The 25,879-nt window shown below is 70.9% G+C and carries 25 protein-coding genes and 1 tRNA gene; 24 read left to right on the top strand and 2 right to left on the bottom strand.

Annotation, left to right across the window (positions count from 1 at the left end):
* Positions 1-93 precede the first annotated feature (93 nt).
* From tmk to AC57BS_RS21480, 4 genes are all read left to right on the top strand, one after another.
* Positions 94-732 (top strand): dTMP kinase, encoded by a 639-nt coding sequence (tmk, locus tag AC57BS_RS21495; protein WP_496413491.1) that lies wholly within the window; start codon positions 94-96, stop codon positions 730-732.
* Complete coding sequence (locus AC57BS_RS21490; RefSeq protein ID WP_496413490.1) at positions 729-1,913, top strand: DNA polymerase III subunit delta'; 1,185 nt, start codon at positions 729-731, stop codon at positions 1,911-1,913. Before tmk ends, AC57BS_RS21490 begins: the two co-directional genes overlap by 4 nt.
* Entirely contained in the window at positions 1,913-3,469 is a 1,557-nt protein-coding gene (locus AC57BS_RS21485) for an alpha/beta hydrolase (RefSeq protein ID WP_496413489.1), read from the top strand. Before AC57BS_RS21490 ends, AC57BS_RS21485 begins: the two co-directional genes overlap by 1 nt.
* A gap of 67 nt (positions 3,470-3,536) precedes the next feature.
* Positions 3,537-3,719, top strand: coding sequence for a DUF6767 domain-containing protein (locus AC57BS_RS21480; RefSeq protein WP_496413488.1), 183 nt, complete (start codon positions 3,537-3,539; stop codon positions 3,717-3,719).
* Here the strand turns inward: AC57BS_RS21480 and AC57BS_RS21475 are convergent.
* Positions 3,691-4,134 carry an OsmC family peroxiredoxin gene (locus AC57BS_RS21475; RefSeq protein WP_496413487.1) on the bottom strand — a complete coding sequence of 148 codons (444 nt, stop codon included), beginning with the start codon at positions 4,132-4,134 and terminating at the stop codon, positions 3,691-3,693. The two genes, AC57BS_RS21480 and AC57BS_RS21475, sit on opposite strands and share 29 nt — an antisense overlap.
* Positions 4,135-4,269: 135 nt before the next feature.
* Between AC57BS_RS21475 and AC57BS_RS21470 the strand changes: the two genes are divergently transcribed.
* From AC57BS_RS21470 to AC57BS_RS21435, 8 genes are all read left to right on the top strand, one after another.
* Positions 4,270-4,342: transfer RNA gene (locus AC57BS_RS21470), tRNA-Thr, on the top strand.
* A 730-nt stretch (positions 4,343-5,072) separates the two neighbouring features.
* Positions 5,073-6,296 carry an acyl-CoA dehydrogenase family protein gene (locus AC57BS_RS21465; protein WP_496413486.1) on the top strand — a complete coding sequence of 408 codons (1,224 nt, stop codon included), beginning with the start codon at positions 5,073-5,075 and terminating at the stop codon, positions 6,294-6,296.
* A gap of 37 nt (positions 6,297-6,333) precedes the next feature.
* A complete protein-coding gene (locus AC57BS_RS21460; RefSeq protein ID WP_496413485.1) occupies positions 6,334-7,212 on the top strand; it encodes a 3-hydroxyacyl-CoA dehydrogenase family protein in 879 nt (292 codons plus the stop codon).
* Between the two features lie 12 nt (positions 7,213-7,224).
* Complete coding sequence (locus AC57BS_RS21455; protein WP_496413484.1) at positions 7,225-7,965, top strand: 3-hydroxyacyl-CoA dehydrogenase family protein; 741 nt, start codon at positions 7,225-7,227, stop codon at positions 7,963-7,965.
* Positions 7,966-7,977: 12 nt separating this feature from the next.
* A complete protein-coding gene (locus AC57BS_RS21450) occupies positions 7,978-8,754 on the top strand; it encodes an enoyl-CoA hydratase-related protein (protein WP_496413483.1) in 777 nt (258 codons plus the stop codon).
* A complete protein-coding gene (locus tag AC57BS_RS21445; protein ID WP_496413482.1) occupies positions 8,751-9,791 on the top strand; it encodes an acyl-CoA dehydrogenase family protein in 1,041 nt (346 codons plus the stop codon). Before AC57BS_RS21450 ends, AC57BS_RS21445 begins: the two co-directional genes overlap by 4 nt.
* Before the next feature lie 16 nt (positions 9,792-9,807).
* Positions 9,808-10,650: a 3-hydroxyacyl-CoA dehydrogenase family protein gene (locus tag AC57BS_RS21440; RefSeq protein WP_496413481.1), complete on the top strand. Its 843-nt coding sequence runs from the start codon at positions 9,808-9,810 to the stop codon at positions 10,648-10,650.
* The gene (locus AC57BS_RS21435) at positions 10,647-11,942 is read left to right on the top strand and encodes an MFS transporter (protein ID WP_496413480.1); all 1,296 of its coding nucleotides are present in this window, start codon (positions 10,647-10,649) and stop codon (positions 11,940-11,942) included. The genes AC57BS_RS21440 and AC57BS_RS21435 overlap by 4 nt, the downstream gene beginning before the upstream one ends.
* Here the strand turns inward: AC57BS_RS21435 and AC57BS_RS21430 are convergent.
* Positions 11,882-12,907 carry a TIGR03617 family F420-dependent LLM class oxidoreductase gene (locus AC57BS_RS21430; protein WP_496413479.1) on the bottom strand — a complete coding sequence of 342 codons (1,026 nt, stop codon included), beginning with the start codon at positions 12,905-12,907 and terminating at the stop codon, positions 11,882-11,884. The genes AC57BS_RS21435 and AC57BS_RS21430 overlap by 61 nt on opposite strands.
* Before the next feature lie 140 nt (positions 12,908-13,047).
* Between AC57BS_RS21430 and AC57BS_RS21425 the strand changes: the two genes are divergently transcribed.
* The 12 genes from AC57BS_RS21425 to AC57BS_RS21370 all read left to right on the top strand — a co-directional run bounded on the left by AC57BS_RS21425 (position 13,048) and on the right by AC57BS_RS21370 (position 25,704).
* A complete protein-coding gene (locus AC57BS_RS21425) occupies positions 13,048-14,271 on the top strand; it encodes an acetyl-CoA C-acetyltransferase (protein ID WP_496413478.1) in 1,224 nt (407 codons plus the stop codon).
* A 7-nt stretch (positions 14,272-14,278) separates the two neighbouring features.
* Entirely contained in the window at positions 14,279-15,658 is a 1,380-nt protein-coding gene (locus AC57BS_RS21420) for an MmgE/PrpD family protein (protein ID WP_496413477.1), read from the top strand.
* A gap of 9 nt (positions 15,659-15,667) precedes the next feature.
* Positions 15,668-17,029, top strand: a complete 1,362-nt coding sequence (locus AC57BS_RS21415; RefSeq protein ID WP_496413476.1) for an MmgE/PrpD family protein — start codon at positions 15,668-15,670, stop codon at positions 17,027-17,029.
* Positions 17,030-17,137: 108 nt separating this feature from the next.
* Positions 17,138-18,316 (top strand): thiolase family protein, encoded by a 1,179-nt coding sequence (locus tag AC57BS_RS21410; protein WP_496413475.1) that lies wholly within the window; start codon positions 17,138-17,140, stop codon positions 18,314-18,316.
* Positions 18,309-18,740: a Zn-ribbon domain-containing OB-fold protein gene (locus AC57BS_RS21405; protein WP_496413474.1), complete on the top strand. Its 432-nt coding sequence runs from the start codon at positions 18,309-18,311 to the stop codon at positions 18,738-18,740. The genes AC57BS_RS21410 and AC57BS_RS21405 overlap by 8 nt, the downstream gene beginning before the upstream one ends.
* Position 18,741: 1 nt before the next feature.
* Positions 18,742-20,136, top strand: a complete 1,395-nt coding sequence (locus AC57BS_RS21400; protein WP_496413473.1) for an MmgE/PrpD family protein — start codon at positions 18,742-18,744, stop codon at positions 20,134-20,136.
* Positions 20,137-20,143: 7 nt separating this feature from the next.
* Positions 20,144-21,394, top strand: coding sequence for a CaiB/BaiF CoA transferase family protein (locus AC57BS_RS21395; RefSeq protein WP_496413472.1), 1,251 nt, complete (start codon positions 20,144-20,146; stop codon positions 21,392-21,394).
* Positions 21,395-21,447: 53 nt separating this feature from the next.
* Positions 21,448-22,653 (top strand): acyl-CoA dehydrogenase family protein, encoded by a 1,206-nt coding sequence (locus AC57BS_RS21390; RefSeq protein WP_496413471.1) that lies wholly within the window; start codon positions 21,448-21,450, stop codon positions 22,651-22,653.
* Positions 22,654-22,660: 7 nt separating this feature from the next.
* The gene (locus AC57BS_RS21385) at positions 22,661-23,137 is read left to right on the top strand and encodes a MaoC family dehydratase (protein ID WP_496413470.1); all 477 of its coding nucleotides are present in this window, start codon (positions 22,661-22,663) and stop codon (positions 23,135-23,137) included.
* Positions 23,137-23,601 carry a MaoC/PaaZ C-terminal domain-containing protein gene (locus AC57BS_RS21380; RefSeq protein WP_496413469.1) on the top strand — a complete coding sequence of 155 codons (465 nt, stop codon included), beginning with the start codon at positions 23,137-23,139 and terminating at the stop codon, positions 23,599-23,601. Before AC57BS_RS21385 ends, AC57BS_RS21380 begins: the two co-directional genes overlap by 1 nt.
* Positions 23,586-24,443 (top strand): alpha/beta fold hydrolase, encoded by an 858-nt coding sequence (locus AC57BS_RS21375; RefSeq protein WP_496413468.1) that lies wholly within the window; start codon positions 23,586-23,588, stop codon positions 24,441-24,443. The genes AC57BS_RS21380 and AC57BS_RS21375 overlap by 16 nt, the downstream gene beginning before the upstream one ends.
* 4 nt (positions 24,444-24,447) lie before the next feature.
* Positions 24,448-25,704, top strand: coding sequence for an MFS transporter (locus AC57BS_RS21370; protein ID WP_496413467.1), 1,257 nt, complete (start codon positions 24,448-24,450; stop codon positions 25,702-25,704).
* Positions 25,705-25,879: the final 175 nt, after the last annotated feature.

Genomic DNA, 25,879 nt, shown 5'->3' with positions numbered 1-25,879 from the left:
CAGCAGTCTGCGCGCACGACCTTGCGGTTGGCTTGCGGCCGGCGCCCGGCGTACGGGCGGCGCCTGTCCCACCCCGCCCGTAGGGTGTGCGACGTGAGTGCAGGCGTGTATTCGGAGACCGGGCTCTTCGTGTGCTTCGAGGGCGGCGAGGGGGCCGGCAAGTCCACCCAGTCCCGCCTGCTGCACGACTGGCTCGTCGAGCGGGGCCAGACCGTGCTGCTCACCTTCGAGCCCGGCGACACCTCGGTCGGCAAGGAGCTGCGCCGTATCGTCCTCGACCCGGCCACGGGTGACCTGTCCGACCGCACGGAGGCGCTGCTCTACGCCGCCGACAAGGCCGAGCACGTCGACCACGTCGTGCTGCCGGCGCTCGCGCGCGGCGAGGTCGTCATCACCGACCGCTACGTCGACTCGACCCTGGCCTACCAGGGCGCCGGCCGCACCCTCGACGTCGCCGAGGTCGAGGCGGTCGCCCGCTGGGCCACCGGCGACCTGCGCCCGCACCTGACCGTCGTCCTCGACCTCGAGCCGCAGGCCGGCCTCGACCGCTTCACCGGCCGCGACCGGATCGAGGGCCAGTCGCTGGAGTTCCACCAGCGGGTGCGCCAGGGGTTCCTCGGCCTCGCCGCCGCCGACCCCGACCACTACGTCGTCCTCGACGCGCGGGCGCCGATCGACGAGATCGCCGCGGCCATCCGCGAGCGGGTCGAGCCGATGCTGGGGCGCCCGTGACCACGCCGACCACCCAGCCGACGCGTTCGGTCTGGTCCGACCTCGTCGGCCAGCGTCCCACCATCGAGGTCCTCCAGCAGGCCGCCGCCGGGCAGGGCATGACCCACGCCTGGCTGTTCACCGGTCCGCCCGGGTCGGGCCGGTCCAACGTCGCCCGCGCCTTCGCGGCCGCGCTCCAGTGCGAGCAGCGGACCGGCTGTGGTGCGTGCGAGGCGTGCCGGCTCGGCATCAACGGCTCGCACCCCGACATCACCTGGGTGAAGTCCGAGACCTCGGTCCTCTACGTCGACGACATGCGCGACCTGGTCCAGTCGGCGGCCAAGTTCCCCGCGATCGGGCGCTGGCAGATCGTGGTCATCGAGGACGCCGACCGCCTCGGCACCCCGGAGAACCCCCGCACCGGCAACGCCCTGCTCAAGGCCATCGAGGAGCCGACGCCCAAGACCCTCTGGCTGCTGTGCGCGCCGACGGTCCAGGACGTGCTGCCGACGATCCGCTCCCGCTGTCGCACCCTCACCCTCTCGACTCCCGGCACCGACGACGTGGCCGCGTTCCTGCACCGCAACGACGGCATCTCCGAGACCATGGCCGGCTTCGCCGCCCGCGCGAGCCAGGGCCACATCGGCCGTGCCCGCGCGCTGGCGCTCGACGAGGAGACCCGTACGCGCCATCGCGAGGTGATCAGCATCCCGGCCCGCCTGACGTCGCTGGGCTCGTGCATGACCGCCGCGACCAACCTGGCCGAGCTCGCCAAGGAGGAGACCGAGGCGATCACCACGGCGGCGGAGAAGCGCGAGCTCGAGGAGCTCCAGGCGATCTTCGGCAGCGAGCGCAAGGACACCACCAGCCGTTCCTACCGCGCCGCCCTCGGCGGCCTGGAGAAGCTGCAGAAGCAGAAGGCCAAGCGGCGCGTGCTCGACGTCATCGACCGCGCCCTGATGGACCTCGTCTCGGTCTACCGCGATGCCATCGCGCTGTCCGTCGGCGCCCCCGGGATGCTCGTCAACGAGGAGCTGCGCGGCGACGTCGAGCTCCTCGCGCGCGCGGCCTCGCCCGAGGGGCTGCTGCGCATGATCGACGCGATCTTCACCGCCCGCGAGCAGATGCTGGAGTTCAACGTGCCCCCACAGCTGGCCCTCGAGTCCATGACGGTCGCCCTGCGGCTGCCCGGGGGCCGCTGATGCGCCGGGTCGTCGCGGTGCTGGCGGTGCTCGCGCTGGCGCTGACGACGTTCGTCGCGGTCGGTCTCGCGATCCGGGGCACCACGCCCGACGAGCCGCGCGCCCGACCGACGCCGTCGCCGACCACCCCGCCGCCGGCGACGGTCACCGAGGCGCCCGACCCGGCGCTCGCCGACCTCTACTCCCAGCGCATCGACTGGCAGCCCTGCGAGACCAACGGCGACCACGACTGCGGCCTCCTCACGGTGCCGATCGACTACGCCGAGCCGGAGGGCGAGACCGTCGAGCTGGCACTCCTGCGCGTCCCGGCACGGGGAGCGCGCGTCGGCTCCCTCGTGGTGAACCCCGGCGGTCCCGGCGCGCGCGGCACGACGTACGCCGCCGCCGGCAGCCAGGTCTTCCGCGAGCCGCTGCTCGACGGCTTCGACATCGTGGGGTTCGACCCCCGTGGCGTCGGCCGGTCTGCGCCGGTCGACTGCCTCAGCGACGCCGAGCTCGACGCCTACCTCGGTGCCGACCCGACCCCCGACACCGCAGAGGAGCAGGCCGCCTACCGCACGTCGGTGCTGTCGCTCGGCGAGAAGTGCGTCGCCGGGTCCGGGCCGATCGTCGGGCACGTCACCACCGCCGAGGCGGCGCGCGACATGGACGTGCTGCGCTCGGCGCTGGGGGAGGAGCAGCTGAGCTACTTCGGCGCCTCCTACGGCACCAAGCTCGGGGCGACCTACGCCGAGCTGTTCCCCGACAAGGTCGGCCGCTTCGTCCTCGACGGCGCCGTCGACGTCGGCCTCGACTCGCAGTCGCTAGCGCTGGAGCAGGCCACCGGTTTCGAGACCGCGTTGCGGGCCTACGTCCAGAACTGCCTCGACTCCACCGACAACTGCTTCCTCGGCGACACCGTCGACGAGGGCCTCGCCACGATCACCGGCCTGCTCGAGGAGATCGAGGCCGAGCCGTTGCCCGCCGGCGACCGCAAGCTGACGGTCGGCAACGCGTTCTACGGGATCATCACCCCGCTCTACAACCGCGACTACTGGTTCCTGCTCAGCACCGCGCTGGCCTCCGCCCTCGAGGGCAAGGGCTCGGCGCTGATGGACCTCGCCGACGCGTACGCCTCGCGCAACCCCGACGGCTCCTACGCCGACAACACGATCGAGGCCAACTACTCGATCAACTGCCTCGACGACCCGACGTCGGTGCCGTTCGCCGAGGTGCCGTCGCTCTTCGCGGAGTTCGAGGAGGCCTCGCCGACGTTCGGCCGGATCTTCGCCTGGGGCATGACCGGCTGCCGCGGCATCGACGTGACCGCCAGTGAGGAGCCGCTCGACATCCGCGCCGAGGGTGCCGCGCCGATCGTGGTCCTCGGCACCAGCCGCGACCCGGCCACCCCGCTGAAGTGGGCCCGCGCGCTGTCGGCGCAGCTCGACTCCGGCGTGCTCGTCGAGCGCGACGGCGACGGCCACACGGCCTACAACGCCGGCAACGAGTGCATCGACTCGATTGTCGAGGACTACCTCCTCGACGGCGAGGTGCCCGCCGACGGCACGACCTGCTGATCAGCTGCCGGCAGGCCGGGACCTTCGGCCCTGTGGTGGGCGGCGGACCGCTGCCTAGCGTGGAGGCGTGACGTACGTCGACGCGCGCTGCCCGCTGCGGCCGGGCGACATGTGCAGCCTGTGCGTGCCCGGCGCCACCGGCCCGCAGGACTGCCCCACGGTCGCGGAGGTGATGCGCGACCCCGCTCTCCGCGAGCGGCTCGCGGAGCTGCGGCGGGAGGTCAGCCCTCCAGCGCGGCGTCGAGCGTGATCTCGACCCCGGCGAGCGCCTTGCTGATCGGGCAGTCCGCCTTGGCCTTGTCGGCCGCCTCGGCGAAGCCGGCCTCGTCGAGGCCCTCGACCTCGCCACGGACGGTGAGCGTGATGCCGGTCAGCTTGAACCCGCCGGCCTCCTTGTCGGGGCCGAGCGTCACGTCTGCGGAGACGTCGAGCGCGTGGACCGTCCCGCCGGCCTCGGTCACGAGGTTCGAGAGCGACATCGCGTAGCACGCCGAGTGCGCGGCTGCCACGAGCTCCTCGGGGCTCGTCGTCCCGGCGGCGTCGTCGGCGGCGCGCCGGGGGAAGTCGACGTCGAACGTGCCGGCGCCCGAGCTGGTCAGCTCGACCTTGCCGGAACCGTCCTGCAGGCCGCCGTTCCAGGCAGTGCGTGCGGTACGAGTGGGCATGGATCCTCCTGGTCGAAAGACGAACGGTCTCCGCGAGGCTAGCCAGCCGTCCCAGACACCCCACCGTGATTTCGGTCCGGGCCCGGGCGCTCCGTATACTCGCCCGCGGTCCACCGAGCGTGCTCGGCAGGCCACGCCGCCTTAGCTCAGTCGGTAGAGCGAGTCACTCGTAATGACTAGGTCGTCGGTTCGATTCCGACAGGCGGCTCTGACTCCCCCGGGGACCCGAGACCCTGGGGGAGTCTTCTGTGTCCGGAGGATGGCCCACTCCACACAAAGTTCACACGAACTCAGGCGCTGGCTCCTGGGCGCATGAGCGGCCGCGGTTCCGGAGCGGCGGACCGCGCGGCCCGCGAAGGGCGACCATCCCGCCCACTATGACGCTCCTGTCTCTGGCGTCCGCGAGTGTGTCAGGAGACCTCCGCCGGAAGCCCCGGCTGACTTCTCCTACGTCCGCGGGGTCGCCGGCAACGTACTTCTTCGAATACGGCGCGTGTAGGGATCTGCGGTCTAGGGTCAGGGCCAAGCGACGGAACAGAGGGGTTGTTCATGAGTGAGCCGCTTCCACTTCGGAAGGTGATTGAGCGCATTAACGACGGCGCCATCCGCATCCCCGGCTTCCAGCGGAAGTTCGTGTGGGAGCCGGTACGGGCAGCGCTGTGCCGCACGGACAGGTGACAACCGACTAGGACCAACTCGGGCGGTTGGCGGGCTCAAGGTAACCCCGCTGGCGGGCCGAGACCCGGTTCGATGGTGGCGCAGGACAGGGCGACGCCGTGGTGATGTTGCAGGTGCCAGACGATGGTCTCGCCGCCGCCGCCGCCGCCGCCGCCGCCGCCGTGCCGTGTAGACGCAATTCCAAATGTCAAACCTTGACAGGGCTGTTCAGTAATGACTAACGTGCAGGAGTTCACCGAGCGTGATGGAGGGGAGATCTGATGAGCGCCGAGCCGCTGACGATCGACGCCAGCCCCAAGGACTACCTCGCACTCCACGAGCTCCTCGACGAGCCGGCAGCAGACCGGGCCCTGACTGATCGAGAGCTGGAGGTTCGCGACCTGACGCGTGACGTCGTCGCCTGCGAGGTCGCGCCCCGTTCCGCCCGGCTCGACGAGACCCACGCGTTTGCCCACGAGAGCGTCCAGGCGTTGGCCCGGGCCGGGCTGTGCGGGCTGGTCTTCCCCGAGTCACTCGGCGGGACCGGGGACAGCAACGTGGCGTACGCCGTCGCGATGGAGGAGGTCGCTGCAGGGTGCGCTGCGACGAGCCTGGTCTTCATGACCCAGATGCACGCGGCGTACCCCATCCTGCTCGCGGGCACCGAGGAGCTCCAGCAGCGCTACATCCCCGGCCTGCTCGACGGCTCCCGCTACGGCTCACTCGCCATCACTGAGCCCAACGCCGGCTCCGACGTGTCAAGCCTCTCCACGATGGCCACCCCGCACGACCACGGGTGGTCGCTCTCAGGACAGAAGACTTTCATCACCACCGGCGACCGGGCCGACGTCATCATCTGCTTCGCCACCGTCGACAGGTCTGCGGGGCGTGACGGCATCACCGCGTTCGTCGTCGAGGGCGACTGGGACGGCGTGGGCCACGGCCAGCCGTTCCACAAGATGGGCATGCACGGCTCCAGCACGTCGGAGCTCTTCTTCGACCAGGTCCACGTGCCGCGGGAGAACCTCCTCGGCGAGGAGCGCCGCGGCTGGTCCGTCGTGATGAGCTCGGTGACCAAGTCGCGCATCAGCGCGGCCGCTCAGGGGGTCGGCATCGCCCGCGCGGCGTACGCCCGCACGCTCGCAGCGTTGACCCGCCTGCACGGCGCCCGTCTCAGCGACGAGCACACCTTCGCGCTCGCCGAGCTGCGCGGGCGCATCCTCCAGGGCCGACTGCTGCTCCACGCCGTGGCCCGGCAGGTCGACGAGGACCCCGGCGTCACGCCCGGCCAGATCGGGATGATGAAGCAGGCCTGCACCGACCTCGGGTTCCAAACCGCCGTCGAGGCCACGCGCATCCTCGGCCCCTACGGCGACCTCGCCGACCTCGGCGTCGAGCGCTGCCTGCGTGACGCCAAGGTCACCCAGATCTACGACGGCACCAACGAGATCCAGCGACTGCTGATCGGCCGCGAGACCAACCGCGCCGCCCAGAGCCTCGCGTGACCCTTCGGCCATCTGCCGACCAGCCCCAGGAGAGCATGTGAATGACGCAGTGAAGACCGTCGCCGTCCTCGGCGCCGGCACCATGGGATCGGGCATCGCGACCGTGATGGCCCGAGTGGGCCACCGCACGATCCTGTTCGACGTCAACGAGGCCAACCTGGCTCGCGGCATCGCGACCGTGCACGGGTTCTTCGACAAGAGCGTCCAGCTGGGCAAGCTCGACGCCGCGGCGGGGGAGGCGGCCAAGGACTCGCTGAGCGGCACCACCAGCATGGCCGACCTCGCGCCCTGCGACGTCGTAGTCGAGGCCGTCTTCGAGGACCTGTCCCTCAAGAAGGACATTTGGGCCGAGCTGGACGGCATCGTTTCCGAGAGCACCCTGTTCCACACCAACACCTCCACCCTGTCGGTGACCGGCATCGCGAGCGGGTCCAAGCGGCCCGAGCGCGTCGTCGGCACCCACTACTGCAACCCGGCCCCGCTGATGAAGCTGGTCGAGGTGGCCGACGGGCGCCACACCGCGGAGTGGGCCCACAAGGCGACAGTGGACTTCCTGGCCGGCCTCGGGAAGACCAGCGTGGTCACCAAGGACCGCCCCGGGTTCATCGTCAACCGCTTCCTCATCCCGTGGGAGAACGACTGCATCCGTGCCCTCGAGGCCGGGCTGGGCACCAAGGAGTCGATCGACGCCGCGGTGAGGGGCTCGCTGGGCCACCCGATGGGGCCGTTCCAGCTGCTCGACGTCGTCGGGATGGACATTCACGCGCAGGTGGCGACCCGCCTCTACGAGCAACTGCGCGACCCCCGCTTCTTCCCGCCGCCGATGGTCGACCGCATGGTCGCCGCCGGCGACCTGGGCCGCAAGACCGGCCGCGGCTTCTACACCTACGACGACAACCGACTCTTCGGGTCCTGAGGGAGAGCACCGATGACGAACACCCCATCCGACCACCCGGTCATCGGCCTGGTCGGCCCGCGTGACGAGCTGGCTGAGGCGCTGGCCGCCTCCGGCCGAGAGGTGCGCCCGCTCGACGGGCCTGACGACAGGGTCGACCTCGTGCTCTGCACGGGCGACGCCGACAAGGAGCTTGCCCACGCCCGCCTGGTCGAAGCCGCCGGCTACGTCGGCGAGGACGTGCCGCTCGTGCACAGCGGCGGGCTCGCGTCCGTGACCGACCTCGCTGCCCGCGTCGCCAACCCGGCACGCGTCGTCGGCCTGCACCTGCTGACCGGCGGCGCCGGTCGCGGTGCGGTCGAGGTGGTCCCGGGCCTACTGTCCGACGCGTCGGTCGTCGACCGGGTCACGGACCTCGTCGACTCGCTCGAGGGCGTCGTGCCGATCGCGGTCAAGGACCGTCCCGGCCTCCTGCTCAACTCGCTGTTCCTGCCCTACCTCAACGACGTGATCGCCGAGTACGACGACGAGCTCGCGACCGCCGAGGACATCGACGTGGCCCTGGAGCTCGGGTTGGGCTACAAGGTCGGTCCCTTCAAGCTGCTCGACGCCATGGGCCTGGACCGACACCTCGCCGCCACCGAGGCGGTGCACGCCGCCACCGGCGACAGCCGCTACGCCCCGCCGCCGCTGCTGCGCCAGTTGGTCGCCGCCGGCCGGCTCGGCGCCGCGACCGGCCAGGGCTTCCTGACCCACCCCGACACGCACCACTGAGCAGGAGAGACCATGACCTACGAGGACATCAACACCAGCGTCGAGGGAGCCGTGCTGGTCATAGAGATCGACCGGCCCGACGCGGGCAACAAGTTCCGCCACCAGACCTGCGTGGAGCTGTTCGACGCCCTGCAGAAGCTCCGGCTCGACCCGGCGCTGAGGGCCGCGGTGCTCACGGGTTCGGGCTCGAAGTTCTTCTGCATCGGTGGCGAGCACGACCCGGTCACCTCGCTCGACCAGTCGCAGGTGCTGCCGATCATCGACGTCTACCAGGCGATCGACACGATCCCCAAGCCTGTCATCGCCGCGGTCAACGGCTTCGCCGTCGGCGGTGGCAACGTCCTGCACACCGTCTGCGACCTGACCATCGCCGCCAACAACGCGGTCTTCCGCCAGGTCGGGCCCTTGGTCGGCAGCTTCGACGCCGGCTACGGCTCGTGGTACCTCGAGGACACAATCGGCCGCAAGCGCGCCAAGGAGATGTGGTACCTCAACCGCAAGTACTCCGCCGACCAGGCGCTCGCCATGGGCTTGGTCAACGAGGTCGTGCCCTCCGAGGAGCTGCGCGACCGGGCCGTCGAGGTGGCCCGCGAGATCACCACCCGCAGCCCCATGGCCATCGGCGGCCTCAAGGCCGCCTTCTCCGCGCGGCACAACGGCGTCTCCGGTCAGGCCCGCATGGCACACGACCAACAGCTGACCCTCTACCTGCAGACGCGCGAGGCGCACGAGGTGAGCGAGTCCTTCGCCGAGCGCCGCGAGCCCAAGTCCGAGAGCTTCTGGTCATGAGCTGGCGCGGGCCGCGCCTCGAGGAGGACCAGCGCGACCTCGTGCAGGTCGTCGACGGGCTCGCCGGCGACCACGAGATCGACCTCGATGACGCCGCGCCCGAAGTGGTCTCCAAGGTCGTCGCGAGCCTCGCCGAGCTCGGTCTCTGGACGCTGGGCACCGAGGAGTCCCACGGCGGAGGTGGCGCCGACGCGGTAACGACCGCCCTGGTCCTCGAGCGCCTCGGCCGGCATTGGCCTGCCCTGGGATGGGCATCCGCCCAAGCCCACGCAGCCGTCGACGTCCTCGGGCGGGCGGCGGCATCTCCCGACCTCGTCCAGGCCCTCCATGCCGGCAGCGCAGGCGTCGCGGTCGTGGACGCGGCGTCCGCGCACGTCCACCTGACCTGGGTGGACGACGTGCTCATCGGCACGGTCGACCGGGTGGACGCTGCGTTCGGGCAGCCCCACCTCCTGGTCCTCCACTCGGACTCCGCGCTCCTCGTCGCTCCCGAGACCTTCGTGGACGCAGAGCCCGTGCGGACCACCGGGCTCGGCGGAGCGCTCACCTCCGGCCTGACCGTCCGCGCACCGCGCGACTCGGTGCTGGAGATCCCGGACGCAGACGTCGCGGCAGCCCGGGTACGCCTGCGGCTGGGCGCCGCCGCCGTCGCCGCCGGGATCGCCGACGCGGCCGCCGACGACGCCTTGTCGTACGCGTCCGGCCGCATCCAGTTCGGGGGCGCCCTGACCGCACTGCCGACCGTCCGCCAGAGCCTGCTCGGCCAGGCCGCACAGGTCGCGGTGAGCCTGCGGACCGTCCTGGCCACCGCCACGGACGAGGTCGAGGCATGGGCCGTCCAACGCCACGCGTGCGAGGCCGCGATCGACGTCGCGGCGAGCGCGCTCCAGTCCCACGGCGGCTACGGCTACCTCGCCGAGTACCCCGTCGAGCGTCGGCTGCGCGACGCCGTGTCGCTGCGCGCCGCGTCCGACGCCCCGGGCGGGGCCGAGCCGAGCGCGCGGTCGCTCGTCGGGTCCGCGCCTTCCCACATCTGATCGATCGGAGACAGCCATGACCCTGCCCAGCCACGTCGGAGTGTTCGGCGGTGGACGGATGGGCGCGGGCATCGCCCACGCCTTCCTCGTCTCGGGAGCAGAGGTGACGGTCATCGAGGCCGACGCCGCCGGCGTCGACGCGGCGCGCGAGCGCGTGCGGTCCAGCCTCGCCAAGGCCGCCGAGCGCGGCAAGCTCACCGAGCCCGTCGTAGAGGTGGAAGCCCGGTTCGCGGTCTCCGGCGACCCAGCAGGGCTCGCCACCTGCCAGCTCGTGGTCGAGGCCGTACCCGAGGTCGTCGACCTCAAGCTGTCGGTGCTCGGCCTTATCGAGAAGGCAGCGCCTGACGCCGTGCTCGCCACCAACACGAGCTCGCTGTCCGTCGACGGCCTAGCCGGAGCCCTCAGCGCTCCGGAACGGTTCATCGGGCTGCACTTCTTCAACCCGGTCCCGGCGAGCGACCTGGTCGAGATCGTCGTGGGGAGCGGGACCGACCAGCGCCTGGTGCGCGACGCCGTGGGCTGGGTGGAGGCGCTGGGCAAGACGGCGATCACGGTCACCGACTCGCCCGGATTCGCGTCCTCGCGCCTCGGCGTCGCCATCGCGCTGGAGGCGATGCGCATGCTCGAGTCCGGTGTGGCCAGCGCGGCGGACATCGACACCGCCATGACGCTCGGCTACAAGCACCCGATGGGGCCGCTGCGCACGACCGACGTGGTGGGTCTCGACGTACGCCTCGCGATCGCCGAGCACCTCGCGCGCGAGGTGGGCGAGCGGTTCGACCCACCGGCGATTCTCCGAGAGAAGGTCGCCGCGGGCAAGCTCGGGCGCAAGACCGGCGAGGGGTTCTACTCCTGGTGAGCGGCGCCGGCGCCCCGCGTGGGGCGCTCGCACTCCTCGTCGACCCCCGGTTCGGGGCGTTCTTCTGGTCGCGGCTGACCTCGACGATCGGCATCTGGCTGCACGCGCTGGTCGCCGGCATCGTCGTGTTCGCCGCCACTGGCTCGGCGTTCGTCACGGGCCTGGTGACCGCGGCGCAGTTCGCGCCCCAGCTGCTGCTGGGTCCGCTCGCCGGCGCCTGGGTCGATCGCGGCAACCCGATCGCGCAGATCATCGTCGGCAGGTTGTTGTGCGCCCTGTCGTCGTCGGTGGCGGGCGGGTGGATGGTGCTTCGGGAGGCTGGTCACGTCGGGGAGGCCGGCACCCCGGCGGTCCTGGTCGGCGCGTGCGCCGTGGGCGGTTTCGGGATCGTCGTCGGCGGTCCCGCCATGCAGTCGCTTGCCCCCGAGCTAGTGCGGCCCGGCGAGGCGAAGTCCGCCATCGCGCTCAACTCCGCTCCCATGACGGTCGGACGCGTCGCCGGCCCGGCGCTCGGGGCGATGCTGCTGTCGTACGCCGGAGCAGGCGCGGCCTTCGCCGGCGCGGCCCTGCTCCAGCTGACCTGCGTCGCGCTGCTCGTCCCGCTGCTCGGGTGGGGTCGCACCCGACAGGTCGACGACGACGCCGACCACAGCGTCCGCGAGGCCCTGCGGGAGGTGTGGCGCGACCGGCCGCTCGCCGTCCTGCTCGGCACAGTCGCCGCCCTCGGCGTGGGCGCCGAGCCGACCAACACACTCGTGCCCGCGGTCGCCGACCGCCTCGGGGGCGGGGCGAGCTTGACCGGCGTCTTGGCCACCGGGGTCGGCGTGGGTGCCGCGGTTGCCCTGCTGGTCTCCAACCTGATCGCCCAGCGCGCCCGGCACGAGCTGGTCGTGGCCGCGGGCGCAGGGTTGGTCGCTCTCAGCCTGGCCGCCGCCGCGTTCGCCCTCCCCGCGTGGGCGATGGTGGTCGCCTTCGGTGCCAACGGGATGGGGTTCGTCATGGCCGTCACCAGCGCCACGACCCTGATCCAGGTGCGGGTGGCGCCCGCCATGCGTGGTCGGGTGATGGCGTTGTGGCTGGTCGGCTTCATCGGGACCCGGCCACTCGCCGCGCTGCTCGTGGGGCTGCTGGCCGACCACCTGTCCGTCCCCGCCGCGTTCGCGGTGATCTCGGTCGTGATGGCCGGGGCCGCTCTCCGCATGACCCCGGCGCGGTTGGGCGCTGACCGCCCTCAGGCCGGGGACCGGAGGGCCTGGGTGACCTCGTCGAGCAGCCCGGGCGCCACGGCGTAGGGGGTGTAGAACCAGAAGCGGTCGGCGACGCCGTCATAGCGGCGACGGATCTCGTCCGCGGCCCGCGCCGGCTCGGCGACGACGGCGAACGTCTCCAGCACCTCGTCGTCGACGAGCGCGGTCATGGCCTTCCACCGGTCGGGGTCGGTCGTGCGGGACAGGTCGTTGAGCTGCTGGGCCAGGTCGCTCCAGCCGTGGTGCTCGAGGACGGGACGGTAGGCCGGCGTGCTCCCGTAGAACCCCAGCCGCTGACGGACGGCCTCGCGCGCCGTGGCGAGCTCGGCCTCGTCGCGGCCGGTGGCGAGGAACCCCCGACAGCTGATCTCGAAGTCCGAGCGCCTGAGGGAACGGCGTGCGAGGCCCTCCTCGACGCTCGACACCACCTGATGGCGCAGGTAGGACGGGGTCGAGAACGCGTGCACGAGCAGCCCGTCCGCGACCCGGCCGGCAGTCACGATCATCGCGGGCCCGACGCCAGCCATTACGACGCGTGGGAGACCCAGTCCGTGCGGTGCGGGTCGGAACATCGGAGTCATGAGGGTGTGGGAGTAGAACTCGCCCTCGAAGTTCAACGGCTCCCCAGTCTCCCAGGCACCGATGATGGCCTGTACCGCCTCGATGAACTCGGCGAGGCGGGCGGCGGGTCGTGACCACGGCATCGAGAAGCGGCGCTCGATGTGCGGCTTGATCTGGGTGCCGAGCCCGAGCACGAACCGCCCGCCGGTGTAGCGCTGGAGGTCGTGGGCCAGGTTGGCCACCACCATTGGGTTGCGCGCGAACGCCACGGCGACGGCGCAGCCGATGTCGATCCGCTGGGTGTGCTGGGCGGCGACCATCAACGGCAGGAAGGGGTCGTGGGTGGTCTCGGACGACCACAGGCCGCCGTAGCCAGCCGCCTCGGCGTGCTCGGCCGTGCGCCGCATGCCGTCGATGTCGGTGGCGTCCAGGCGAGCGTCGATCTTCATGGCTGGCACCTCGGTCGCGGGTCTGGTTGCTGGGGGATGCGCCGGTCGAATGCTTCGACCGAACATTAGTGATAATGTCAAACAACAGAAGCGCTGTCACCATGCCGGCCCCGGATCGGCATCGACCCCGAGGAGCCGCCATGACCTCCGCCCACGACGTCGTCATCTGCGAGCCCCTGCGCACCCCGGTCGGCAGGTTCCTCGGGTCGCTCGCGTCGCTGAGCGCCACGGACCTTGCCACCGTCGTCCTGTCCGAGCTCGTCGCCCGGACGGGGCTGGAGGCCGGTGACGTCGACGACGTGATCCTCGGCAACGGCTACGCCAGCGGCGAGAACCCGGCGATCGGGAGGATCGCCGCCTTGGATGCAGGCCTCGGCGTCGAGGTTCCCGGGCTGCAGATCGACCGTCGCTGCGGCTCCGGGCTCCAGGCAGTGTTGTACGCCGCGGGGCAGGTCGCTGCCGGCGCTGCGGGGCTCGTCGTGGCGGGTGGCGCCGAATCGATGTCCAACGTCGAGCACTACTCCCTCGGGCTGCGAGGCGGCATCAAGCAGGGCGGCGTCGAGCTGCTTGACCGGCTCGACCGGGCCCGGGCGACGGCGGGCGGCAGGCACCACCCCCTTCCCGGCGGGATGATCGAGACCGCCGAGAACCTGCGCCGTGACTACTCGATCCCGCGCGAGGCCCAAGATGCGCTCGCGCTCCGGTCCAACGAGCGCGCAGTGGCCGCCCACGAGGAGGGCCGGTTCAAGGACGAGATCGTGCCGGTGACGATCCCGGGCCGTCGGGGTCGCGAATCAGCGGTGGTCGACCGCGACGAGCACCCTCGGCCCGACGTCACGCTGGAGGCGCTGGCCGCGCTGCGGCCGATGCGCATCGGCGTCGACGAGCACGCGACGGTCACCCCGGGCAACGCCTCCGGCCAGAACGACGGTGCGGCGATGTGCGTCGTGACGACCCGCGCCGGTGCTGAGCGACAGGGTCTGCGCCCCCTGGTCGCGGTCCGCTCCTGGGCCGTGACCGGGGTGGCGCCCGAGACGATGGGCATCGGGCCGGTGGGTGCCACGGCCGCCGCCCTCGACCGCGCGGGACTGACCCTCGCCGACATCGGGCTCATCGAGCTCAACGAGGCGTTCGCCGTCCAGGTCCTGGCCGTCCTCGCGGAGTGGGGGATCGATGCCACCGACGAGAGGCTCAACCCGAACGGCTCCGGCATCTCCCTGGGCCACCCCATCGGTGCCACGGGAGCCCGGCTGCTGGCGACGGGCGCCCGGGAGGCCGTGCGGCGCGACGTCGACTACTTCCTCGAGACCATCTGCATCGGGGGCGGCCAGGGCATCGCCGCGGTCTTCGAGACGGTTCGGTGACGGCGCGATGAACCAGCCGGACCTTGCCACCGTCTTCGGTCGCCACGCCGCGAGCACGACGTACGACTCCCTGCCGCACGAGGCGGTCAGGGCGGCGAAGTTCAGCACGCTCGACAGCCTCGGGGTGACGCTCGGCGCGAGCGGCCTGATGGACGCGATGCCGGCCATCGTCGAGCTCGCCCGCGAGTGGGGTGGCCGCGAGGACAGCACCGTGCTCGGCTTCGGCGGACGCCTCCCCGCGCCGAGCGCCGCCTTCGTCAACGGCTCGATGGGCCACGGCCTTGACTTCGACGACCACCTGCCAGAGGGCCACCACCCGACCGTGACCGTCCTGCCGGCCCTGCTCGCCCTTGCCGAGCGCCACCCGGAGGTGACCGGCCGCGACTTCCTCACTGCTCTCGCCGTCGGCCAGGACCTGTTCGCCCGGCTGCGCAAGTACGTGGCCTGGAAGCAGGACTGGTTCATGACGCCCGTGGTCGGCACGCTCGCCTCCGCCGCGGCCAGCGCCAGGCTCATCGGGCTGGACGCCGAGCAGATTGCGCACGCGATCGGGATCGCCTGCACCCAGTCGGCCTCGACGATGCAGACGGCCTACGGCACCGGGGGTGACCTGCGTGCGATGTACGGCGGCGTCGCCGCCAAGGCCGGCGTGGTCTCCGCGCAGCTGGCGCAGAAGGGAATCAGGGCCACCGCCGAACCGCTCGAGGGCCGGGCTGGCTTCCTGCCCGTCTACTTCGGCGAGTGGGACCGTGATGCGATGCTCGACGGCCTCGGTGAGCACTTCCAGGGCGAGACCATCCTCTACAAGATGTGGCCCTCCTGCGGGGTCACCCACCCGTACGTCGACACCGCGCTGCGCCTCATGGATGGCGACCGGCGCACGGACGAGATCGAGAGGATCGAGGTCTTCGGTGGCGACTTCGCCCGCCAGCTGAGCGAGCCGGCCGCGTTCCGCCAGCAGCCGCCGACGTCCAACGACGGCAAGTTCAGCCTCCCCTACACCGTGGCCGTCGCCCTCGTGAACGGAACGATCGGAGTCGGTGACTTCTCCGAGGAGCGGCGCACCGACCCCGCCGTGCACGCGGTGGCACGCAAGGTGGAGTTCGTCGACGACCCCCGGTTCAACTGGGGCACCGAGCTGCCCGCGGGTGCCGTCCGGATCACGCTCAGGTCCGGCGAGACCCGGCACGCCGAGGCCAGCCACGACGAGACCCCCGGGGCGTCGAAGAACCCGCTCGACTGGGACCAGCTGGTCGCCAAGTTCGCCGACTGCGCGGCACATGCCGTCCGGCCATACGACGACGCGGTCGTCGCGGCGGTCGTCGAGAGGGTCGACGGTCTCGACCAGGCGGACGCGGTCGCCGACCTCGTCCGACTCCTCGGCTAGGCGCCGCGCATGGACTCGGTGCTCTCCTCGCTCGTCGACCTGGTCGAGCGATCCGCGGACCCGCCCGCTGCCAGCGTCACGGCTCGCGTCGCACGCCACGTGCTTGACACGGTCGGCTGCGGCGCGGGCGGCTTCGCCTCCGAGCCGGCCCGGACGACGCGGGCCGTCGTCCGCGGAAGTGGGGGAGTGCTGACGGCGTCCGTCTACGGGGAGCCAGACCGGGTGCTGGTCGACCACGCGGGTCTGGCCAACGCCACCGCCAACCGCTACCTCGACTTCAACGACTTCGGGGTCTCCGGGCACCCCAGCGACATGATCCCGGCGCTCCTCGCCATGACCGAGGCGACCGATGCCACGGGGGCCGCGGCCGTCCGGGGCATCCACGTCGCCTACGAGGTGGCCACCCGCCTCGCCGAGGCGGTACCGGCCGACCTCGGGTGGGACCAGGGGATCTACTGCTCGGCGGGCATCGCCGCCGGGCAGGCGACCATCCTCGGCCTCGACCGGGAGCGCACAGCGCACTCCTTGTCCCTGGCGATGGTCCCCTCGGTTCCCGTCAAGGCGACCCGGTTCGGGTCGCTCTCGCAGTGGAAGGCCGCGGCGACCGGCCACGCGGCCGCGTCGGCCACCTTGGCCGTACGCCTGGCTGCCGCCGGCATGACCGGCCCGCCGGAACCCTTCGAGGGCAAGGACGGGTTCCTGGAGCGGGTCTGGCCCTCGTTCGCGCTCGACGTCAGTCCGGCGGATCCGAGCGCGATCGAGCGGGCGAGCCTCAAGCGTCATCCTGCGTGCTACTGGGGCCAGGTGCCGGTCGATCTCGTCCTCGCCCTGCGCGAGCAGGCCCCGGTCGAGGTGATCGAATCGATCGCCGTTCACACCTGCGCCAACGCGTATCGAGTCATCGGCGGAGGTCGTGGCGACGCGGCGGAGAAGTGGCGGCCGCCGACCCGTGAGACGGCCGACCACTCGATGCCGTACCTCATGGCGGCAGCGCTACTCGACGGCGAGCTCGCCGACGAGGCGTTCACCCCCGCGCGTCTGCGGGACCCCGCGTTGCTGGGGTTGATGGATCGTACGACCGTGGCCGAGCGCGGAGACCTGACAGCTCGGGCGACGCGGGACAGTTGTCCGACCGAGATGGTCGTGCGGCTCGTGGGCGGCCGCGAGATCGTGCTGGCTGCGGACCTCCCGCGGGGGCACCACGACAACCCGATGACCGACGGAGAGGTGTCGGCGAAATTCACCGAACTCGCGGCACGAGCGCTCGACCGCCCCCAGGCGGACGAGCTGGCGGACCTGCTCTGGGCGATGGACGGGCTCGAGTCCCTGGACCGCGCGGCGGCGCTGTTCCGCGCGTTCAGGACTCGATAAGGCCCTTGACATCTCGATGGAAATGCAGTCATATGTCTGACATACGAAATGTCAGTCTTTAGAACCCGGTGATCGCGAAGGGCAGGTGGGCCGCACATCATGGAACCAATGGCGTCCGTCGTCGGAATCGGTGCACTGCCGGTGGGCAAGCACCTCGACAAGCTCGAGCACGAGATGATGCTGGAGGCATTGGTGGCCGCGGTCGCCGACGCCGGCCTGAGCAAGCAGGACATCGACGCGCTCATCTTCTCCACCCCGCGCCCCTATGCCGAGCAACGATACTTCGGCACCTTCATGGCCGGTTACCTCGAGATGGAGGTGGGAGACATCCTGATGGAGGTCCTCGGCAACGGCCTGACAGGCTCGATCGCTTTCGACGTCGCCCTCGAGCGCGTCACCTCGGGCAAGGCCAAGGTCGCCGTGGCGCTCGGCGTCAACAAGGAGCTCCACGTGCCCACCGGGGAGCACATGACCTGGTCGATGCGCGCGGTCGGCGACGTGGACTTCCACGTCCCCTACGGCGTCACCCCCATCGCCTGGTACGCCTTCAACGCGGTCCGCTACATGCACAAGTACGGCCTGACGCGTGAGGAGCTGGCCAGCATCCCGGTCAAGAACCGGTTCCACGCCTCGATGAACCCGGTGGCGCAGATGCGCAAGCCGATCACCGTCGAGGACGTCATGAACGCCCGCGACATCGTCAAGCCGCTCGGCCTGCTCGACGTCCCGCCCCGCTCCGATGGCGCCGTCGCGATCGTGATCGCCGCGCCCGAGGTCGCCCGGGAGCTCGGCGGCCGTTACGTGGACGTCGTCTCCCGCGGCTTCCACCACGAGGGCATCCACCAGGTCTCCAGCCGCCCGCGCGACCTCACCTGGTTCGAGTCGGCCGAGATCGCCTCAGGCAAGGCGTATGAGGGAGCCGGAATCACGGTCGACAACCTCGACTTCGCGGAGATCTACGCCCCCTGCTCGATCGTTGAGCTGATCCTGAGTGAGTCGATCGGTGCGTTCCCGCGCGGCACTGGCGGCAAGGCCGCGGCGGCCGGCGAGACCACCATCGGCGGCCAGCTCCCGATTTCGCCGTCCGGTGGCTGCGGCAGCCGCGGGCACCCGCCGCACGTCACCCCGCTCTACAACGTCTTCGAGGCGGTCCAGCAGCTGCGCGGCGAGGCAGGGGAGCGGCAGGTCCAGAACGCTCGGGTCGGTGCCGTTACCGGCGAGCTCGGCGACTACAACGCGACGATGATGCACATCCTCGCCGCGGCAGGAGTGAGTGGAGATGTCTGACACGTCGACCAGCGAGGAGCACGTCCTCGCGTATCCGCCGCGGGTCACCGAGTTCACCAAGCCGTTCTGGGACCGACTGGCCGAGGGCGTCCTCAGCACCACGCGGTGCACCGCGTGCTCGCACGCGACCTTCCCGCCGAAGCCGATCTGCCCGGGGTGCTGGAACCGCGAGGTCGAGTGGGTGGACCTGGCCGGCACCGGCACCCTCTACAGCTACACCGAGGTCTCGGCGGCACCGGCGACCTTCGCGGACGAGGCGCCATACGTGCTCTGCCTGGTCGACCTCGACGAAGGAGTCCGCTGCCTGAGCCGCGTGCTGGCCACGTGGGACGACCTGCGCCCCGACCTCCGGGTCAGGATGGTGGTCCGCGAGACCCAGCCCGTCCCGCTCTTCGACTTCGTGATCGACGAGCAGGAGTCCTGAGATGGCGGCGCTCCAACCCGACGCGGCTGCCCTGCTGGCCGAGAAGGCGGTGGCCGTCCGCTACGACGACCTAGCCGCCGAGACGGTCGACGCGGCCATCGAGGTCCTCTTCGACACCCTCGCGTGCGCGCTGGGCGGGGTAAACGCGGCCGGCGTCCCCGAGGCCCGCAAGGCCTTCACGGCCTGGGGGCCGGGCGAGGTGACCGTCTGGGGCACCTCGGCGACCGCACCCGGTCCGTTCGCCGCGGTGGCGAACGGCGGAGCCCTGCACGCGCTTGACTACGACGACACCGACGACCAGGTCCCGCTGCACGCCGCGAGCGTGGTGCTCCCGGCCCTGTTGGCCGATCTCGAGGAGAACCGGCCCGACTGCTCCGGCCGGGACTTCCTCACCGCCCTTGCCGTGGGTCTCGACGGCGCGATGCGTGTGGGCCGCGCCGGCGGCCCCAAGGGCAGCCGTGGGTGGAACTACAGCGTGATCAGCGGCGGCTTCGGAGCCGCCCTAGCAGTCGCCCACCTGCGTCGCTGGGACGCGTCCACCACCCTGAGCCTGCTTGGGCACCAGCTGGGACAGACCTCCGGGAGCCTGCAGTCGATCGTCGACGGGACGCTGTTCAAGCGGTTCCAGCCTGCGGTCGTCGCCAAGGACGTGCTGTTCGGGGCCGCCCTGGTCGCAGCCGGGATCGACGGGACCCGCAAAGTCTTCGACGGCCAGCGGGGTGGTTTCGTCGCGCTCTACCAGGACGGCGTGCTGGACCGCGACGTGCTGCTCGCCGACGCGGTCACCGCCGGCTACCTCACCGACCTCAGCCTCAAGCCCTACCCGGCGTGCCGCTTCACGCACGCACCGATTGACCTGGCGCTGGAGATGCGGGAGGCGGGCGTGCGTCCCGAGGACGTCGCGAAGGTCCTCTTCCGCACCTCGCAGCAGGCCTTCAACATGGTCGGGCGTCCCTACGACCCGGCCACTGCCAACCTGGTCGACGCGCAGTTCTGCGTCGCGTACACCACCAGCGTGGCGCTGCACCGCGGAGCGGTGCTGATCCGCGACTTCGACGAGGCCGCGCGCCGCGACGCGCGGATCGGCTCATTCGCCGCCGACCGCGTCGTGGTCGAGCCGATCGACGAGGTCGACTTCCTCGCGATGGCGCCCGTGATGGCGACGGTCACCTTCGCGGACGGCTCCGAGCAGTCGTTCCGCACCGACACCGTGTCGGGCAGTCCGGAGGCCCGGATGAGCCTCGAGCAGCTCAAGGCCAAGGCCACCGATTGCCTGGACAACGGCGGCTCCGTCCTGACCGCCGACGAGCTGTGGGACACCGTCGCCGCACTCGCCGACGACGCCCCTGTGTCCCGTCTGATGAAGGTGCTCAGCCGCACCGCCGAAGGAGAGTGAGCTCGCGATGACCGAGCAGCAGTTCAGCACCGGCGTCCTTGCCGGGGTCAAGGTGGTCGAGCTGTGCCACCTGATCGCGGGGCCGTACGTCGGCATGCTGCTGGCCGACGAAGGCGCCGACGTGGTGAAGGTGGAGCCGCCCGGGGGCGAGCTCACCCGCGGCCGCGAGCCCATCCGCCGAACCGAGCAGGGTCAGATGTCGGGCTACTTCGCGTCCCTCAACCGACGCAAGCGCAGCATTGCCGTCGACCTGAAGAACGAGGCGGGCATCGAGCTGCTGCATCAGCTCCTTGCCGATGCCGACGTCTTCCTGACCAACATGCGAGGGGCTGCGCTCGGACGCCTCGGCATCCATCCCGAGCAGCTGCGCGAGCGCTACCCCGAGATGGTCGTGGTCAGCATGAGCGGCTTCGGCCTCGCCAACTCCGGACCCGACGTCAACCGGGCCGGGCTGGCCATGGTCGCGGAGGCGATTTCCGGCACCACCGGCCTGACCCGCGACCGGGAGGGTCGTCCCACCTGGTGCGGCTTCGCACTGGGCGACATCCTCACCGGCATGACGGCCCACGCGTCGGTGCTGCTGGGCCTGCGCGAGCGGGAGCAGACCGGTCACGGGCGCCTGATCGACCTGTCGTTGACCGAGTCGACGCTGCCCCTGGCCACCGTGGCCCTGGCCCGGGTCCAGGCATCCGACGCCAGCCTCGCCAAGGTGGCCGGCTCCAACGATTTCCACGGCGTCCCGTACGGCACGTTCGCGGCTTCGGACGGCCACTACAACATCGGTGTCAACCGCGACGACTTCTGGGCGCGCGTCTGCGTCGCGATGGGGCGCCCGGACCTGGGGGAGGACCCCCGCTACGCGACGTACCTCGAGCGAGCCAGCCGTCAGCACGAGGTCGAGGCGCTCCTGGAGGACTGGAGCACGGGGCTGACTCGCGACGAGGTCATCGACGCGCTGATGGCCGTGGACGTGCCGGTCGCACCCGTGCTGACCATGGCCGAGGTGCTCGAGTCCGAGCACTTCGCGGCACGCGGGACCTTCATTGAGGTCGACGACGCGATCGGCGGCACCCTTCGCCAGCCCGACGACCCGACGGGCTTCGGCCTGACCACCCCGGCTCGCGTGCCGCGGCTGGGCGAGCACCGCGACTCGGTCCTCGCCGACCTCGGGCTGACGGCCGACGCCATCGACGAGCTCTCCAGCTCGGGGGCCTTCGGCCCCGCCCCCGCCCGCGAGGGCGTCTCCACCCACGCATGACCATCGGCCGCACCGAAGTGCGGTCGCGACCCACACCCGAGAGGTGAAATCGCATGAGCATCCCGATGAGCACCACACCGCCGGCCTCCACCGACACGGACAGCGGACGCGCCACGCTTGACGACGTCCTCCAGGCAACCAAGGCCGTCACCGATCGCTTCGGTGACGAGTACTACCGTGACGTGGACGAGAGGGAGGCGTTCCCCGAGGAGTTTGCCAAGGCCGCCGAGGAGGCCGGCCTGCACTCGGTGATGATCCCTGAGGAGTACGGCGGCTGGGGCCTCGGCGTCACCGAGGCGTCGGTCATCACGGAGCAGATCAACTACTCAGGCGGCGCCGGCGCCGCGATCCACGCCGCGATGTTCGCCATGGGCATCGTCGTCAACCACGGTTCCGATGCGCTCAAGAAGAAATGGCTGCCGCAGATCACCAGCGGCGAGGTACGCCTGACTACCTTTGCACTGACCGAGCCGAACGCCGGTTCCGAGACCGCCAAGATCACCACCAACGCGGTGCGCGACGGTGACGACTGGGTCTTCAACGGCCAGAAGGTCTGGATCTCGCGCGCGGCCTACACCGACCTCATGGTGATCATGGCCCGCACGAGCGAGTCGCCCGATCCGGCGAAGCCGGGCCTGGGCATCTCGTGCTTCCTCATCGACATCCGCGACGTCGACCCGGCGAGGCTCGCGATGAAGAAGATCCCGCTCATGTTCAACCACCACACGTACGAGCTGTTCATCGACAACCTGCGCGTCCCGGGTGATTCGCTGATCGGCGAGGAGGGCAAGGGCTTCAGGTACCTCTTCGACGGCCTCAACGCCGAGCGGCTCGTCATCGCCGCCGAGAACATCGGCGACGGCCGCTGGTTCGTGGACCGGGCCGTCAAGTACGCCAACGAGCGCGTCCTCTTCGGCAAGCCGATCGGCGCCAACCAGGGCATCCAGCACCCCATCGCAAAGGGCTATGCGCACCTCCAGGCAGCCGACGCGCTGCGGTGGCAGGCGTGCAAGGCGTACGACGAGGGCGCGGACAACGCGCCCGGCCTGGCCAACATGGCGAAGTACCTCGCCTCCGAGGCGGCCTGGGACCTGGCGGACACCTGCATGCAGACCCACGGTGGGTTCGGCCTGGCGCGCGAGTACGACATCGAGCGCAAGTTCCGGGAGAACCGAGTGTTCAAGGTGGCGCCCATCTCGCCCAACATGGTCCTCAGCTACCTCAGCCACAAGGTGCTGGGCATGCCGAAGTCCTACTGAGGCCGGCATGGAACCCCTCTTCTTCGAGGACTACCAGGAAGGTCAGCAGTTGCTGACGCCGCGCCGGACGGTGACGGACTACGACATCTCGGCCTTCGTGCAGCTGTGCGGCTTCACCACGCCGACCTTCACCGACCTCGAGTACGTCAGTCGTCCCGAGCACTACGGGGGCCGCATCGCTCCCGGCATGCTCACGCTGTCCCTGGCCGAGGGCCTCGTGCTCTCGGCCGGGGTCACCCGCGGCACCGGCCTGGCGCTGATGGAGCTGACCCCGACTTGGAAGGCGCCGGTCTACTCCGGCGACACGATCGTCACCGAGATCAACGTCGTCTCCAAGCGCCTCACCTCCAAGGGGGACCGGGGCGTCGTCACAACCGAGAACCTAGTGCGCAACCAGAAGGGTGACGTCGTCGTCACCTACACCTCGACACGGATGATCAAGAGCCGCTCGTTCGTCACGACGGCCGCACGGGAAGGTGAGTGATGGGCAACGCAGTCAAGCCGTCGTTCTGGTTCGAGGACTTCGAGGTCGGCGACGTCTTCACCACGCCAAGCCGCACCGTCGGCCTGGCCGAGATCTCGACGTTCGCCGGGTTGTCGGGTGACTACAACCCGATCCACACCGATGCCGTGTTCTCCGAGGCCAGCCAGTTCGGCCAGCGCATCGCCCACGGAGTGCTCGGCATGAGCATCCTGACCGGGCTGATCACCCGCCTCGGCGTCTTCGAGTCCTGCACGATCGCCCTGCTGGGCATCGAGGAGTGGCGCTTCAAGGGACCCGTGTTCGACGGCGACACCATCCACGTCAAGGTGCTCATCGAGGACAAGAAGCTGACTAGCGACGGCAAGCGGGGCGTGCTCCGCCGCCGGTACCAGCTGATGAACCAGCGTGGCGAGGTGGTCCAGGAGGGCGTCATGCCGCTCCTGGTCAAGTGCCGTCCGGAGTGATCGACCTCGACATGGGTGTGCGCCCCGAGCACGGCACCCTGCGCGTGCGGTCGACCGGCGCGCAGGTGTCGGTGAAGGTCTGGGAGACGGGCCGCGCCGGACCGGAGCTCGTGCTGGTGCACGGGGGCGCATCCGGCAAGCACTGGTGGGACCACGTGGTGCCCGCGCTTCGCGGAGCCGGGAGGGTGGTCGCCCCCGACCTGACGGGGCACGGCGACAGCGACCACCGCGCGGTGTACGGGCTGGACGAATGGGCGGACGAGCTGGCCGAGACGACGTCCGCCCTGTGCGGTCCCGCGCCCCTCGCGGTGGGCCACAGCATGGGTGGCCTCATCGCGACCGGCGCCGCTCAGCGGCACCCGGGGCTTTTCTCAGGCATCCTGGCGCTGGACAGCCCGCTCGCGCGAGACAACCCGGGCAACGCCGAACGGCGTCGCAAGATCGCGTCGCGCCCGGTCCGCTCGTACGACTCGTTCGAGGCGGCGCTCAAGGAGTTCCGCACCTCGCCACCCGTCGTCGACGCGCCCGCCGACGTCGTACGCCACGTAGCGGCGCACTCCGTCCGCCCGGACGGTGAGCGCTGGCGCCTCAAGTACGACCCTCGCATCTACGACCGCCCGCAGGCTCCTGCGGACTACCTGCACCCGGCCCAAGTCCCCACCTGGTGGCTGCGCGCCGAGCACGGGTTCATCGACGACGAGATGGCCGAGGTCATCACCAGCTCCCTCGGTCCGCAGGGCCGCATGCTGTGGGGTTCTGGCGCCACCCACCACATGGTCCTCGACCAACCGCTGCCGACCACCTGGTTGATCAACGCCTTCATCGACGTCGTCGGGCGCTGACACCGTGGCCGCATCTGACGTCCCCGCTGACGGCGGTGCGGCGGAGTGGTTCGCGCGATGGGTCGGCCCATGGACCGTGCGGCTCATGGTGGTCGCCGTCTGCGCCCAGTTCATCAGCTCCTCCGTGCGCCCGCTGATCACCTACCAGACCCTCTCGGCAGGAGCGGGTCCGCTCCAGGTCGGGCTCGTCGCCTCCGCCTTCTCCGTCCTCGCGCTCTTCGCCGCGATCCCACTGGGCAAGGCCATCGACCGGCACGGCGAGGTGGGCTTCCTCGTCGCGGGGAGTGCGCTCGTCGCCGCGACGCTCCTGGCCCTGCTGGCGCCATCCAACCTGGTGGTGCTAGGGGTGTGCAGTGCCGGCCTGGGACTGGGACACCTGGCCATGGTGGCCTCCACGCAGACCCTGATCGCGAAGGGGGCCACCTCCGAGCTGCGTGAGACGCGCTTCGCGACGCTGACCAGCCTCAACGCGGTGGCCCAGATCATGGGCCCCGCGGCCACGGGCTTCCTCGTGGGCGACGCGCTCGCCAGCTCCGAGGGCTCCGTGCACGTCCCCGGGGAGGGTCTCGTCCTCGCCATCGCAATCTCGATGGGGATCGGGGCCACCCTGACGGCCGCGAGCCTCAAGCTGTGGCCCGGGGCGCTCGGCCGCCGAGTTGCGTCCGACCCGCCACCGGCCCACGGTGCCTTTGGCGCCGTGATGCGGCTGCCGGCCGTCCCGACGGCGATGCTCGCGAGCGTCACCGTCCTCACGTGCGTCGACCTGCTGGGCGCCTACATGCCGGTGCTCGGCGAGGAGCACGGCATCTCGCCACGCATGATCGGGCTCCTGCTCGCGACCGAGGGGGCTGCGGCCATGGTGGTACGGCTGTGGATGCTGCGGCTGATCGTGCGGTTCACGCGTCGACGCCTGCTGATCGCGACCATGGCGCTGGCGGCGACCAGCGTCTCGCTGATCCCGCTGTGGGTGCTGGCGCCCCACCCGCTTCCCGGGTTGTTCCTGTCGATGGTGCTGGCAGGTCTCGGCCTCGGGATGGGTCAACCCGCGAGCATGGCGTGGGTAGCCGGTCAGACCCCGCCGTCCCTTCGCGCCACGGCCGTCGGGATCCGGTTGAGCGGCAACCGCCTCGGACTGGTGCTCGTGCCCATCGCCGCTGGTGCGCTGGCCTCCTCGCTCGGCCTGGGCGTCGCCTTCTGGTGGCCGGCTGCACTCCTGCTCGTGTGCGCCTACATGGTGTCGCGCACGCCGACCGAGGCGTGACCAGCGGACTGGGGGCCGCATTGGCGTGGTCTTGACATGCACGGGCGGGCGAAAAGGTGCGGTCGACACCAACCGGACTGTAAACTGTCTGACCAAGAGCATTCCGTCAGCCGAGCACGTGGAGGAAACATGAGCGAACCCGGTCGAGCATCGCTGGGTCGCAGCGAGCCTCAGA

Source organism: Nocardioides sp. BGA-UO-ETr-FS32 (assembly GCF_059567905.1).
The sequence above is the reverse complement of the archived record's forward strand: the minus strand, read 5'-3'. Positions and strand labels throughout refer to the sequence as shown.